This window comes from Enterocloster citroniae (assembly GCF_040545455.1).
GTDB lineage: Bacteria > Bacillota > Clostridia > Lachnospirales > Lachnospiraceae > Enterocloster > Enterocloster citroniae.
On record NZ_JBEPLZ010000007.1, the window covers coordinates 116506 to 131345 of the forward strand.

The following is a 14840-nucleotide window of genomic DNA, read 5'->3' on the forward strand; positions in this document are numbered from 1 at the left end:
AAATAGAAGAAAGGGTATAAATACATGAACCCATGGAAATATAGGATATCTATGTTTTGGAAATATAAGGATTTGATTATACAGTTGGTAAGCCGCGACATCAAGCTGAAATATAGAAGAAGTTTTTTAGGATACTTATGGAGCATTTTGAATCCATTGTTTGTCATGATAGTTATGACTATTGTATTTTCTGCTATGTTCAGCCGCAATATTGAGAACTTCCCTGTGTATCTATTTACCGGCAAAATGTTATTTGACTTTCTATCTACTTCTACACGGCAGGCCATGACTTCAGTTGTCAATAATGGTGCTCTCTTGAAGAAGACATATGTGCCCAAATACATTTTTACCTTTTCCCAAGTTACCAGTTGCATGGTTGATTTTGTCCTTTCTTTTGGTGCATTGTTAATCGTTATTATTGCAACAGGGGCGAAGCTAACCTGGACCTCTGTTTTGTTTCCAACCGTAGTTGTCCAGATTTATATTTTTTGCCTGGGGCTAGGCTTCCTTCTCGCAGCGCTTAATGTTTTTTTTAGAGATATTCAGTACATATATAATGCCATCACAACGGCCTGGATGTATCTGACTCCCATTTTTTACCCAATTGAGTCTTTGCCGCATAATCTGCAAATCTTAATAAAGGGGTTAAATCCTCTCTATTATTATGTGGCTCAGTTTAGAGATTTAGTTTATTATGGCCAGATACCAGGGCCTAGGATTCTGTGGGGCGGATGGATCATGGCATTTATTATGTTGGTAATCGGTCTATGGGCATTTAAACGAAAACAGGATGATTTTATCCTGTTCATTTAAGAAAGGCGGCTTTTTAAGATGGAGCCATATATTGTAGATGTGGATAATCTTACCATACGTTTTAACATGGCAAGTGAAAAGGTTGATAATTTAAAGGAATATGCGATTAAGCTCATTAAAAAAGAACTTAAATTCAAAGAGTTTCTGGCACTTCAGGATGTTTCGCTCAAGATAAAGCGAGGTGAATCCTGGGCATTAATTGGTGTTAATGGTTCAGGCAAATCCACTCTTCTTAAAGCAGTCAGTGGAATATTAAAACCTTATAAGGGTTCGGTGACCGTACTGGGAGAAATCGCCCCATTGATTGAACTGGGAGCAGGATTCGATGGAAATATGACTGCTCGGGAAAATATCTATCTGAACGGAACGGTACTGGGACATAGCAAAAAGTATATGGACGAGCATTTTGACGAAATAGTAGATTTTGCGGAGTTGTGGAATTTTTTAGACACGCCGATTAAAAACTTTTCTTCTGGGATGAAAGCCCGTCTGGGATTTTCCGTTGCAACAATGGTATCCTCTGACGTACTAATTGTGGATGAAATACTAGCGGTAGGAGATTTTTTGTTCAGAAAAAAGTGCATGGATAGGATGAACACAATGTTGAATGATGGCACTACGCTTCTTTTTGTATCCCATAACATAGAAGATGTTAGCCGGCTTTGTGACCATGCATTATGGCTGGATCATGGACGAACAAAAATGGCGGGCAATGTGGATGATGTTTGTAAAGCCTACGGAAACCATAACAAATAAATATATTGTAGTAAAGAGGGAGGATATAATCTTATGAGCAGTCCAAAGGTGTCTATAGTTATTCCCGTATATAACGTGGAAAACTTTTTGGAACAATGCATGGACAGTGCTATTCAACAAACGCTTGAGGATATAGAAATAATTTGTATTGACGATGGGTCCACTGATAAAAGCGGAGAGATTTTAGATGCATACGTAAGACAGGATTCCCGAGTCCGTGTCATTCATAAGGAAAATGGAGGATACGGTGTAGCTATGAACACTGGGCTTGATTTGGCTCGTGGCGAGTATTTCTCCATATTGGAATCTGATGATTTTTTTATGCCGGATACCTGTGAAATGCTTTACAAAAATGCAAAGAAGTTTGATGCAGATATTGTTAGATCCGATTATTTTGACTATATAACAAAATATGGAAAGGTTAATCTTACTGCGAAACAAATGAGTAAAGATTACAGTTATTATTACCGTTTGATTTGCCCCAATAAAGAACCTGAAGTCTATACATTTGTTATGCATAACTGGACAGGAATTTATAAAATGAGTTTCCTTAGAGATAAAAACATACGCTATAATGAAACACCCGGCGCATCATACCAGGATAATGGATTTTACTTCCAAGTATTTTCTCAGACAGAACGCTTGGTGTACATACCTAGACCGTTTTACTGCTATAGAATTGATAACCCCGGCTCATCCATTAATAATCCAGACAAGGTTTATACAATGGCCGAGGAATATGCATTTATTCGAGCCTTTTTAGCCAAACATCCCGAATTTGAACAGACATTATTGCCCGTATATTATGCCAGACTATTCCGTGCCTATCACCAAACTTATATGCGGATCGCACCTAAATTCAGAAAAGAGTTCAGACAATTTTTTCATGATCAGTTTGTTGAGGCGGAACAAATGCATCTTCTAGACACTGGATTATGTTCAGTAAATCAGCGCAAATTGCTTTGCGCACTTTTAAAATCTCCCGATGAATACCATAATCTTATTTTTGGTAATAAACTTTTTACTGCCAGAAATATTAATCGAGCATTAGAGGTTATAGAAGTACATGGATGGAAAGCATTTTTCGGTAAATGCAGAAAGGTTCTCGGCAGGAGGAGAGGTCATGAATAAAACATTGTCAATTAATTTGTCTGATGAATTTTATTATTCCGAAGAGCGCTGCGGTTATTATGTTTCAGAAGAAATGAAAAAAATATGGTCAATAGAATTGGATCTGCTCAAAAAATTTTCTGATGTATGCGAAAAAAACAATCTTAATTATTTTATGGATGGGGGTACCTTGCTAGGGGCTGTACGGCATAAAGGTTTTATACCATGGGATGATGATGCAGATGTTATTATGCCGCGCGAGGATTACAATAAATTATTTAAAATCGCGTCTCAGGAGTTTCAATATCCGTATTTTTTTCAAAACACACTTACGGAAGATGGTTTTTTCCGCACACATGCACAATTAAGAAATAGCGAAACAACCGGTTTTATTCAGATAGATGGAGAAAAAAATATAAATAAAGGGATATTTATTGATATTTTTGTTTTAGATGGAATAGCGGATAACTTTATTTTCCGATATCTACACCGCAAAGAAATCGAGACAAAAAAGAAAATTCTGGCTTATGAATATGACAGAACATACAATGAATTAACTATAAAAGGCAAGGTGATCTATAAACTGATACATTGTTTTTTTAAAATATATCCATTTAAAAAATTTTTTACTCATTTTAATTTAAAGGTTCTAGCCCGTTATTCCGGTAAGAAAACAAAAATGGTGGGAGACATTACTCTCAAATGGCGTAAAAATGTGCAGTGGCCCAGGGGATGGTATGAGGGATATTTCTATTTGCCGTTTGAAAACATTCAATTGCGGGCCCCTTTATTTTATAAAGATGTCTTGGGACGGCAGTATGGTGATTATATGAAAATACCTGGAGATGTTACTGCTGCAAATGGACGGGTACATGGAGATATTACATTTGACCCGGAGGTTCCGTATCAGGATTATTGTATCAATCATCAGGATGTTGTAATGCGAATTGGAGAAAAATTATGAATACAGCACTAATTCTTGCTGGCGGCACCGGACAACGGATGCGTCAGGAAATACCAAAACAGTTTATTAATGTAAACGATAAGCCTTTAATTATATATACCTTGGAAGCTTTTCAAAAGCATCCCCAAGTAGATAATATTTTAGTTGTATGTATAGATGGATGGCATGATATACTAAAAAGCTATGCAAAACAAAGTAGAATAACTAAAATGCACTGGGTAATCAGTGGTGGAAATACAGGCCAGGAATCAATTCGTAACGGCGTATACTATTTGGAAGACATCTGTAGCTCTGATGATATTGTTATAATTCATGATGGAATTCGTCCATTAGTAGATGAGACCATCCTATCAGATGTAATAGTCAAATGCGAATTATATGGAAATGCAGTTACATCTCTTCCCTACAATGAACAAATTTTTATTAAAGCTGATGAATTTACCACAAGAAACTATATTCCCCGCGATACTTTACGGCGTGTTTCAACACCTCAGGCCTATAAATACGGAAAACTTCTTTGGGCATATCATGAGGCGTTCGAAAAACAGATAGGCATATTGGGTGCTTCATATACTAATACAATGATGACAGATTTGGGGGAAACACTTTATTTTGCAGCAGGGTCTGATAAGAATATAAAAATAACAACACCAGAAGATCTGGAACTCTTTAAAGCATTGTTGGAGATTAAAAATAAGTATTAAGATCAGGAGAAGAACTATGTATTTAAATCACCTACTCTACGAAGATGACATCAAAATATTGTCTAATTTAGATATTTCTTGGGAAATGCTTCATAATAAGTCCATTCTTATAACAGGCGCCACAGGTATGATCGGAACGCTTTTAGTGGATGTACTAATGGAGCGAAATCTGCAGTTTCACTCAAATATTCAAATATATGCGTTAGGGCGATCTGATAAACGGGCAAAAGAACGTTTTATTTCCTATTATATGGATCAAACCTTTCATTTTATTCAGCAAGATATTAATGAACCCATGGACATTAATGTACAAATTGATTATATATTTCACTGTGCCAGTAACACTCATCCAAGAGCGTATGCGGAAGATCCGGTTGGGACTATCATGACCAATGTCTTAGGAACTAACAACATAATGCAAATAGCTTTAAAATCTCATGCAAAAAGGGTTATATATCTTTCCTCAGTAGAAATTTATGGAGAAAACCGTGGCGATAAAGAAAAGTTTGATGAAAGCTATTGCGGATATATTGACTGTAATACTATGCGTGCTGGCTATCCTGAAGGGAAACGGACCGGAGAAGCATTATGCCAGGCATATATTAAAAAATATGGACTTGACATTGTAATCCCACGAATATGCCGTGTTTTCGGCCCTACTATGCTTGATACAGACAGCAAAGCCCTTGCACAGTTTATAAAGAATGCCGCCAGGCAAGAAGATATTGTTTTAAAAAGTGAAGGCACGCAATATTTCTCTTACTGCTATGTGGCAGATGTTGTATCCGCGCTTTTGTATATACTTCTCTACGGAAAAACAGGAGAAGCTTACAACATCGCTGATGAATTGTTCGATATCAAATTAAAAGATTTAACCGCGCTTTTAGCCAAAATAGCAGGAACTAAAGTCGTTTTTGAACTCCCGGACGATGTGGAAAAAAAAGGATTTTCCAAAGCCACTACTGCCCGCTTAGATGCTCAAAAATTAAGAAAATTAGGATGGCGTGTGAATGGCACAATAGAACAAAAGGTCAAAAAAACGGTGGATTTGTATGCAGCTAAGATGAACTATAAAAGCTAATAAGAACCAATAGAGAATGATAAACTCCTAGACTCCCTAAGGAATCCGAAAGGATCTAATGTCTCGTCTATCCAACCCGGATTAGTCACTTGCAAATATAAACTATTGGAGGAAACGGGAGAGTCTTAGTCTAGTTGCATCTCAGTCCGGAATTTCGTGCGCATATCCAATTCTTTGCACATAACTGTTAACATAGCCAACTTTCTGAATCACAAATTTTATGGTAAACCAATGGAGGAGACCTCCTCCCTCAATATCGGGAGAGGAGGTCTCTGTTATAATGAAGTATAATGCGTAACTGATTCAGAAACATAAAAGGGATATGAAAGTGATTATTTCCTAACAGTATAAAATAGTTTTGAATCGGTAAGGTGTAGATGTAAAGATGAAACGATTATAGCTCCTGATGATTAGACATAACTGGTTTTGTATAAGTCCTCTCGCTAATTATGTATCGTGGGCGAACTTTTGTTTCAAGATAAATCTTTCCAATATATTCGCCTAATACGCCTAAACTTATTAATTGAATACCTCCTATGAAACAGATAAGACTTATTTCAAAAGTTATATTAGATTAACGAGTTAATTGACTCAAATACCCGTTTGCAATTACATTTATCATCAAACGGAAATGTTTCATTAATTCTTTCAAGATAAATATCTTTTAAAGAGCAGTTTCTTTCCATATATTCAATTATCCGTTCGACCATTGTATCGACAGTATATTCGACTTCTCCAAAACCATGCTTTTCATAATCAAAGTACCCTTTCTTAAAGGTATGTATACCAGAAAAAATTTCTTTCTTATCTACCTGATAATATAAAACCGGTTTCCGTAGATAAGCAAAGTCAAATGATACTGAGGAATAATCAGTCACTAATAAATTGCTTTCAGCAAATATTTTTCTATACGATTCATCAATTGAAAGCACATTAATAAATGGGTCGAATGAAAAAAGCGGAAGTGTACAGGACATATTTGGATGAATCATAAGCTGTATGGAATATCCATAATCTTTTGCTGCTGAAATTAATTTAGGATGATTTAATAGTTGTGTATACATATTATAATAGGTACTTTTTGTAAACCCATTTAAGGGTGTTCTCGCTACTTGAGAGGAGGATATCTCTGATACTAAGTACCGACGCCAGGTTGGCATGATTGTAATGATTTTTTGTTCGTTATGGTACAAGTAATCGTGTCGCGGCAATCCGGTAAGCTTAACAATCATATCTGAATAATAGAAGTTACTGTTTAATATATACTTATACTCTGGATACGTAGTCGTTATAAATAAGGAAATATTTTTATTGTATTTATTAAGCCATTCAGATAAGTCATTTTGGATTACGCCGTGCTGCAGAAATATAAAACGCCCCTTTTGAATTATATCTGAATAATATATAGAGCTATTTTGCAATGGGTGGAATACATAGTCTTCCCCTTGCGAAGAAATAATTGTTGCACCACATATATGTAACCATTTATAACGCCAGCCACCAAAAGGTATAACCTTTCCGTAGTTGGAAATCCTTTTAAAATCATTACTGCTTTTTGATATAGCAAAGTAGCATTTAATATGGTTAGCTGGATGCTCTTGCATGTATTTGAAAAATATTTCACCGTTATCATCTGCCTTGTTTATTCTGTCGGAAATCAGCCAAATTTTTTTATGAGGAAAAATATTCCTTAATATATATGCACATCGAATAAATATAGCTTTCCATGAAGCAGTAGAATTCCGTTTTATAAGTCCTTTTAAATAAGATAATTCACGATAAATATGTGAATAAAGGTGATAGGGTTTTAGTAATAAGGTATGATATGAATAGGTTAATATATGGTTATCTCCTATGTAGTAAGAATTCCACATCTCACCTTGTAAAGGTGAAAATTTACCAAAGCTTATTTTTTGTTGCTCAACATATGCATCACCAATTTTACAGATAATAGTGATGCTATATGATTTACCTTTTTCCAAATAAAAAGATGCTGTAAAACCCAGTGATACAGCGATACGTTCATCCAGAGATTTAATGTTTCCATTCCGCTCTATATTCGTGCAAGGAATTAAATCATCGTTAATCCTTAAGTACCATTGAACCTTTGGGTTAGAATTAAGTCCGCAAAATATAGATGAAGCTTCTAGGGTCAAACGGTTTTCATGTATTTCTATAAAATCAATTTTAACATTGACCTGTGATCTGCGATATATTTCCATGCTTCCATATGCATAGACTATATCATTATTAATTACATATTCATCTGGTGCATTATCATACTTTTGCTTTAAGATAAATAATTTATGTTCTAAATATATGTTTTTTTGTGCCATGATAATGTCATCATCAAAATGTTTTATCAAATATATTATATTATTTACATACGCCTGAAGTTCTTCCTCTGATAATAGGTTATGAGGCAGTGATGGAATTCTATACCGCCACTGTAAATCATACATTAAGATATATTGAACAAAGCGAGGGATATATCCCTTAGAAGAGAGGCATTCATCAATACACCAACGCGCAAAATATTGCATATGGTTAATATACCAAGGTTTAGAATGTACAGCATTTTGTATTGCTGAATTCTCTCCAGTTGTCCGTTTTCGGTACCAATATGTTACATCTGATACGACCCCATAGTTAAATGTATGCAGTAAAATTTGCATAACGACTTTTGCGTCTTCTGCAGTAGTAAGGCGCTCATCAAAATGTACCTTCTGAGCTATTTCATATGTTATAAACGTTGCATTAATAGCTAATAGTGGATATTGATATTCCTTTATGACATTAATAATACGTGATGATTGGTTGAATTTGTTATTAAGAATATGGCTTCCGGTTTGCCCATCAAAAAACACTAATGGAATAGTTATTATACATACTTCTGGCCAAAGTTTAAAATATTTATCAACCGTGGATAAAGTTTGTTCTGATAATTTGTCATCGCCATCCATGAAATTAACATATTTTCCTTCAGCGTATTTCAGGCCTTCATTTCGTGCAGATGATACTCCGCCGTTGGTCTTATGGATGACTATAATATTATCTGGATATTGTTTTTTGTATATATCACATAAATCAGAAGATCCATCAGTGGATCCATCATCAACCAATATTAGCTGAACATTTTCTTCAAATCCAATGTCTTGGTTTATTAAACTATCTATAGCCTCTGATAGAAAAGGGGATATGTTATATACTGCTGTAATAATAGTGAATTTAAATTTATAATGCTTTTGCAATTCCATTTTATACTCCTATATGTTCGAAAAGTTTAATTATAATACTTTTGATACCAAATTTAAAACCATATCTTTTTACTTGATGTAGCATTGAATTAAATAATTTACATATTGTAATAGCCCCTTTTTCCGGAACATAGGTTAGATGTTGAATTGTTTCCTCATATGTGATATCTAATTGTAAAAAAACCTTAATTAATCGTTCCTTAAAAAGGAGTTTTTCTTGCTCATTCAGAGAAATATAAACATAATCCAAAAAGTGTATCATCCATTGTATGAATAAAATTTTATTTTTGTCCAAGATATTTAATCTTTTCCATCCATCGATTATATATTCCACTGTTTTTAAATGATTATCAAAAAAATCTTTTCTCTTATCTTCTATGGTGTTCATAGCAGATGCTGCGTTTGAAACTTGGTATCTATAAATATTCTTTGACCAGCATACAATATTCTCTGCTTTTGGAAAAGCCATAAACAAAAAGGCTATGTCTTCACCTATAGATATATGTTCTGGAAATGATAAGCCATCTAATGTTTTTTTATAGAACAATTTATTACATACAGATGGTCGTGCACCACTTGCACTAAAAAGTGCTGTTATTGAATTACTATTATATAGTTCGTTCTTTGTAAAAAATGCATCTTTTACCCAATCAGGTGTCAAAAGAAGTTTATCGGCTTGTCCTCCGAATATTAAGATTTCCGCATTGACTTTTTTGGCTTTATTGTAAAGTGCTTTTATTGCATTTTTTTTGAGTATATCATCAGAATCAACAAATAGTACATATACTCCGCTTGCTTTGCTCAATCCAAGATTTCTAGCTGCACTAACACCTTTATTTGGTTGATAGTAGTATCGAATGATTGGATATCTCAATATAAAATCTTTAATTATCTGAGCAGATTTGTCTGTTGATCCGTCATCAATACATATGATCTCATAATTAGTAAAACATTGATTTAACAAACTTAGCAAACAACGTTCTATATAACATTCAGCCTGATATACAGGTACTATTATTGATATATATATCATTTTGCACCTACTTAATTGACATGCATTTAATATACTCATCACAGACTTTTTGTGTTTCGCCAATTTGACGAACAGCTCCTTTTTCTAACCATATTACATGGTCACAGAGTCTCCTTACTTCATCAATAGAGTGTGAGACATAAAGTAATGTTGTGCCTCCTTCAAGCATAGCACTCATACGCTGTTCACATTTTCGGCGGAATTTATAATCGCCTACAGCCAGAATTTCATCAACAATAAGTATATTAGGCTTTACCATAGTGGCAATTGCAAACCCAAGCCGAGCCCTCATTCCTGAAGAGTAATTTTTGATAGGTGAGTCCAAAAAATCCCAAAGTTCTGCAAAATCTACGATTTCATCAAAATGTTCCTTCATATATTTTTCTGTATGGCCAAGTACGCAGCCATTTAAGAATATATTTTCTCTTGCAGTCATATTAGCATCAAAGCCGGCGCCTAATTCAATGAGTGGTGCTACATTACCCTTAACTGTAATGCTGCCGTGGTAGGGTTTTAGAATTCCGCTGATGGCTTTTAATAAGGTGGATTTACCGGATCCATTAACACCAATGATTCCCCAGGATTCACCTGCATGAATCTGAAAGCTAACATCTTTTACCGCTAGAAACTCCTGAAACATTAATTCCTTTTTGACAAGCTTAATAAAATATTCTTTTAGATTGTCTACTTTTTGGTTTGCCAGATTAAAACGTATGGTTACATGGTCAATATCTATTATTACTGGTTTATTTCCCATACTGCCTCCTGCTATATATATAAAATAAAGTTATTTTGTGTTTTAAGGAAAGATCTAACACCAATAATTAACATAGCAATGGCAGTAAAGCAACCTGCAAATACAATTATGTGACCAGGCATCCTACCATAGTATACAATGTCGCGAAATTGTCCTACGTAAAAATACATAGGATTTAGATGTTTAACCATCCACATAACATTAGCAGGCAAAAGGTCTATCGGATAGAAGATTGGTGTTAAGTACATCCATGCAGTGGTTACTGCGTTATAAATATACTGAATGTCACGGAAAAAAACATTAGCTTGAGCTAAAAACATACCAAGACCAATACAAAATACGTACAATTGTAATGCCACGAAAGGAATAAGGAGCAAATAAGGAGTAAACCTAGCCTTTGTAGCTATCATTACAAGTATCAATGCACCTAAAGAAAAGAAAAAGTCAACTAAACCGCTTGTGATTTTGGAGACAGTAAATATATACTTGGGGACGTACGTTTTTTTTAATAGTGCACTGTTTCCGGTAATAGAAAAAATAGCCTGATGTGTGGATGTATTCATAAAATTAAACATAATTTGGCCGGTAAACAGATAGACGGGGAAATTTTCTATATCACGTTTAAACATAGTAGAAAATACAATAGCCATAACGATCATTATTAACAATGGATTTAATACACTCCACACGTAGCCAAGAAAGCTTCGCCTGTATTTTAATTTAATATCACGTGTTACCAGTTGTTTGAGTAAATCCCGATACTGCCATGAGTTAATTAAACGCCGATGAAATAGGTTTATGACGTTTTTCATTCTTTCAGTCTCCTTATTATCAGTAGTCATTCATTAATGCGGTCATGATTTTTCCTAAGACGATTGTAAAATCGCAATTGAAGTAGGCTTTCATATTGCCTTTTGTTTATGTTTAAAAAGCTGAATAGTTGATATACTTTAAACTTTTTTGAGACTTGCTGAAATAACTCGGGACTTAACATTTTTATTTCTTTGTTTGTTTTTTTGCATGCGAGTCTCCCCTCCCTTTTATCTGGATTAACAATACATGTAGTCGTATAATAACTTAAAAGAATTCCTTGGATCTTCATGGAAAGATAATTTTTTCCGCCAGAACCCAATTCCGGATGAACAGAATAATATTTTGCTGTATTAAGTGCCACTCCTTTTATATGATCAATTCGTTTTAACTGGTTATGGGCTGCTACACTTTGCTCGTTATTTCCTATCAGATACTGATAAACAAATATATTTAAAGCCTGGATGCTCTGAGCATGACAACAGGGTATTGAGGCGTATTCCTGATCTTCATAGAATATCTTTTCCGGCAGCTCATGGCGGTACTCATTATAAAAAGATCTTTTGTAAGTAATGCCATGGAAAGTCATACAGCGGTCGAAGGCTTTCCAATTTGCCATTATTTGATCCAGGGTAAGAGCATTTTCGTAATTGTCAATGTACATGCAGCGTATTTCTCGTTTACCGGTAGATTTGTCTACCATATGGAATGGGGTGAGCACCACATCAGCATCACATAGTAAGAGTTGTCGTATCAGATCTTCTAAATTTTCGGTTACGATCCAGTCATCAGCATCAATAACTTTAAAATATTTTCCTTTAGCAACTCTACTGCCAGCATTGATGGCAGAGCCATGCCCACCATTATTTTTTTTAAGCAAACGATATGTGTCTGAAAAACGTTCTACATAAGAATTAGCAATCGCTGATGTTTTATCTGTAGATCCGTCATCCACAACAATCACCTCAAATTGTTTTAAGAGATTAGGAACAAGAAAGGAATCCAGGCAAGTAACAAGATACTTTTCTACATTATAAGAAGGGATTATAAACGATATAATTTTTTCCATTATTTTTCTCCTACTGCTCTTTTTATCTGATGCACAATGGGATTTTCCCAAATACCTTTAAAAAGAGCTATACCTGCTTGCAGACTACTGATATCTGAGCAATATAAATGTCTTTTGGCAGCCAGATAGTATACTCCATAAAGCAGGGCTATACCTGTACCTAACATGTATCTCGTAGCAGCCCCTCGCTGATAAAAAAAGAATTTATCATAACCAGAAAACCATGTAGATTTTTGAGGCATTACGGTTGCAATGGTATGTGGCACGTAAAAAAGTTTTAAACCAGCTTTTAAACTATCGAGAAGAAACTTATTTTCTTCGCCACAACCATTGCCGCTTCCTGCGCCCATATAAATATCAAACTTAATATTATGCTCTAATATTGCTTTTCTTCGAAATGCAATTTGATAAGAGGCAATCTTTAAACAACCGAAAAATCCAAGTCTCTGAATTTTTGGAGAAAGCCGTGTCCTTTTCCCGCACACGTTAAAAATAATAATATCTGCCTGTGGAAGCTTCTGAAAAGCGCTGAGAATAGTCTCTTGATAATCTGGCTTAAACCGTTCATCATCATCGCATAGAAGACAAATTTCACCCAGGGAATGTAAAATCGCCATATTACGGCTGCGAGAAAGGCCTCTTTCATGTGTTGTGATAACTCTTACATATGGGTTTGTATTATATACACTCTCTTTCGGCTGATCTCTTGCTGTACTGAAATCATTTTTAACACACTGATTAATCATTAAAACATTTCCAACAATACCGCTTTTGTTTATAAGAGATGTATCAGCCTGATTCATGCAGGATAAAAGAATTTCCAATTGCATGCAGTTTACCTCGTTTTTCAAATATCGGTAACCATGTAATACTATACTGAAATTTATCTATATAATAAGCAGACGATATTATCAATGATATCGACTGCTTTTTATCTTTGTTATATATTGATTAATCAAAAAGTTCATTGAATTATGTATGTTATTGATTTATGTGACATTTAGTGAAGGCAACACTTTGGGATAGGACGTTTCGTTCAAATCCTCAATCATATTCCGGAATCGGTGCCACGTGATGGCAGATAAGGTAATCAAAATAGAGACCTCCTCTCCCGATATCGAGAGAGGAAGTCTCCTCCGTTGGTATACTATAAGATTTGTTTTTCTTTTCCACAATGTTATTAATTATTAACCGTCACTTTATTCTATGAAGCCTACTCTTATAATCTGTTCTCCTCCCCTCATCCCCAGCAGCCGCCCCCATACACAAAAACGAGAACACAGCCACGGACAAAGCTCGGTAGGTGAAACTTATGTGTATATATGAATGGTTTCTCAATACCATATACCATGTAAATGGTATCAAACAAATCAGCATATAAGGAATCATGTGCACACACATGGTCTTGAAATCCATTTTATATTTCCACAATATAAACAAACATATTGCAAGTAATATAATACCGCTTGGTATAAGGATCTCAGAAAATCCATAGTACAGATTTCTTCCAACCACCTCCAATCTGGTGAAGGCTTCCCCTGATATTTGGCCTGATACGCGAAACTGAGCCTGACTGATCGCATCCTTGAATATATTCCGTTGAAGCAGAACAGATGCTGCCAACCACTTTTCTGCCCACATTCCAAAATATCCCAGAGCCCATGTAATTGAATACTGCACTATTTTTATAACCTTTTTTTTAGTGAAGGAATCCTCCTGCATGATAAGCCACATTGTAAGAGGGATTCCAAGTGTTATGACAGGGTAGGTTAATAAATCCAGATAACTTGTAATGATTCCTAGGATAAGAAAGAAAAACAAATATCCCTGTCCCTTCCGTAATCTTTGATTCCAGACCAAGCTGACCAGCGTTGCCGTAAGCGTTATGTAAAAAACAGCGGAATACTGAAGTGAAAACGCAATAGCCTTGGGCCTTAAGAATAATAATGTAAGCAAAAACGGAATCATGATCTTGCGCTGCCCAAATTTATACATAGCAGCCAATATGAGTGCACTCAATGTAAGTAAAACAATTTGATTGATACTGCGGAATCCCAAATAATCCGTCATGAATAAAAGCGGTTTTAAAATCACCTGATATCCATGCCAATAACGTGGGTAAATGGAAATACGCTCGACCTCAGCCCCGTTGATATAATCGATAAGAGAATACGTAGGATTATCATCGTTATAGGCCGGTCTATAGACATTTAACGCCTTATGTAATGTATCTGCATCCGTATTATCAAATGCTGCATTTCCAAGCATCAATGCATCCGTCCAGTTGTCCAATATCTTTGCTCTTTTACCATCCATTATAGGATATGTATTTTCAATTTCAAACACATGGATCGAATCCTTTACATGTTTGTAAATCGGATCAGTTGGGATCAGAAACACAAGGTAAAGTAAAATAACTCCAACTACCATACTAAAGACTAGAACCAGGAACATTTTTATGGGTGTATTCAAACGTTTCATCAAGG

Annotated in this window: 13 protein-coding genes and 1 pseudogene; 6 read left to right on the forward strand and 8 right to left on the reverse strand. The window is 35.1% G+C overall.

Annotation, left to right across the window (positions count from 1 at the left end; genetic code table 11):
- Positions 1-24 precede the first annotated feature (24 nt).
- From ABID13_RS11595 to ABID13_RS11620, 6 genes are read left to right on the forward strand one after another with little or no spacing between them, the layout of a single operon-like run.
- The gene (locus tag ABID13_RS11595; RefSeq protein WP_048928975.1) at positions 25-813 is read left to right on the forward strand and encodes an ABC transporter permease; all 789 of its coding nucleotides are present in this window, start codon (positions 25-27) and stop codon (positions 811-813) included.
- An 18-nt stretch (positions 814-831) separates the two neighbouring features.
- The gene (locus tag ABID13_RS11600) at positions 832-1569 is read left to right on the forward strand and encodes an ABC transporter ATP-binding protein (protein ID WP_048928976.1); all 738 of its coding nucleotides are present in this window, start codon (positions 832-834) and stop codon (positions 1567-1569) included.
- A 33-nt stretch (positions 1570-1602) separates the two neighbouring features.
- Positions 1603-2700 (forward strand): glycosyltransferase family 2 protein, encoded by a 1098-nt coding sequence (locus ABID13_RS11605; protein WP_048928977.1) that lies wholly within the window; start codon positions 1603-1605, stop codon positions 2698-2700.
- On the forward strand, positions 2693-3643 hold the full coding sequence (locus ABID13_RS11610; protein ID WP_048928978.1) for a LicD family protein: 951 nt from the start codon (positions 2693-2695) through the stop codon (positions 3641-3643). The genes ABID13_RS11605 and ABID13_RS11610 overlap by 8 nt, the downstream gene beginning before the upstream one ends.
- The gene (locus ABID13_RS11615; RefSeq protein ID WP_048928979.1) at positions 3640-4347 is read left to right on the forward strand and encodes an IspD/TarI family cytidylyltransferase; all 708 of its coding nucleotides are present in this window, start codon (positions 3640-3642) and stop codon (positions 4345-4347) included. The genes ABID13_RS11610 and ABID13_RS11615 overlap by 4 nt, the downstream gene beginning before the upstream one ends.
- 16 nt (positions 4348-4363) lie before the next feature.
- A complete protein-coding gene (locus tag ABID13_RS11620) occupies positions 4364-5428 on the forward strand; it encodes an NAD-dependent epimerase/dehydratase family protein (RefSeq protein WP_048928980.1) in 1065 nt (354 codons plus the stop codon).
- A gap of 394 nt (positions 5429-5822) precedes the next feature.
- Here the strand turns inward: ABID13_RS11620 and ABID13_RS11625 are convergent.
- The 8 genes and pseudogenes from ABID13_RS11625 to ABID13_RS11660 all read right to left on the reverse strand — a co-directional run.
- A pseudogene (locus tag ABID13_RS11625) lies at positions 5823-5975 on the reverse strand (glycosyltransferase); the annotation flags it as partial.
- A gap of 22 nt (positions 5976-5997) precedes the next feature.
- A complete protein-coding gene (locus ABID13_RS11630) occupies positions 5998-8685 on the reverse strand; it encodes a CDP-glycerol glycerophosphotransferase family protein (RefSeq protein ID WP_048928981.1) in 2688 nt (895 codons plus the stop codon).
- A 1-nt stretch (position 8686) separates the two neighbouring features.
- Positions 8687-9781, reverse strand: a complete 1095-nt coding sequence (locus tag ABID13_RS11635) for a glycosyltransferase family 2 protein (RefSeq protein ID WP_156200000.1) — start codon at positions 9779-9781, stop codon at positions 8687-8689.
- On the reverse strand, positions 9726-10475 hold the full coding sequence (locus ABID13_RS11640; RefSeq protein ID WP_048928983.1) for an ABC transporter ATP-binding protein: 750 nt from the start codon (positions 10473-10475) through the stop codon (positions 9726-9728). Before ABID13_RS11640 ends, ABID13_RS11635 begins: the two co-directional genes overlap by 56 nt.
- 11 nt (positions 10476-10486) lie before the next feature.
- Positions 10487-11287 carry an ABC transporter permease gene (locus ABID13_RS11645; RefSeq protein WP_048928984.1) on the reverse strand — a complete coding sequence of 267 codons (801 nt, stop codon included), beginning with the start codon at positions 11285-11287 and terminating at the stop codon, positions 10487-10489.
- Between the two features lie 26 nt (positions 11288-11313).
- Positions 11314-12354: a glycosyltransferase family 2 protein gene (locus tag ABID13_RS11650; RefSeq protein ID WP_048928985.1), complete on the reverse strand. Its 1041-nt coding sequence runs from the start codon at positions 12352-12354 to the stop codon at positions 11314-11316.
- Positions 12354-13184, reverse strand: coding sequence for a glycosyltransferase family A protein (locus ABID13_RS11655; protein ID WP_048928986.1), 831 nt, complete (start codon positions 13182-13184; stop codon positions 12354-12356). Before ABID13_RS11655 ends, ABID13_RS11650 begins: the two co-directional genes overlap by 1 nt.
- A 364-nt stretch (positions 13185-13548) precedes the next feature.
- Positions 13549-14835: a hypothetical protein gene (locus ABID13_RS11660; RefSeq protein ID WP_156200002.1), complete on the reverse strand. Its 1287-nt coding sequence runs from the start codon at positions 14833-14835 to the stop codon at positions 13549-13551.
- Positions 14836-14840 lie beyond the last annotated feature (5 nt).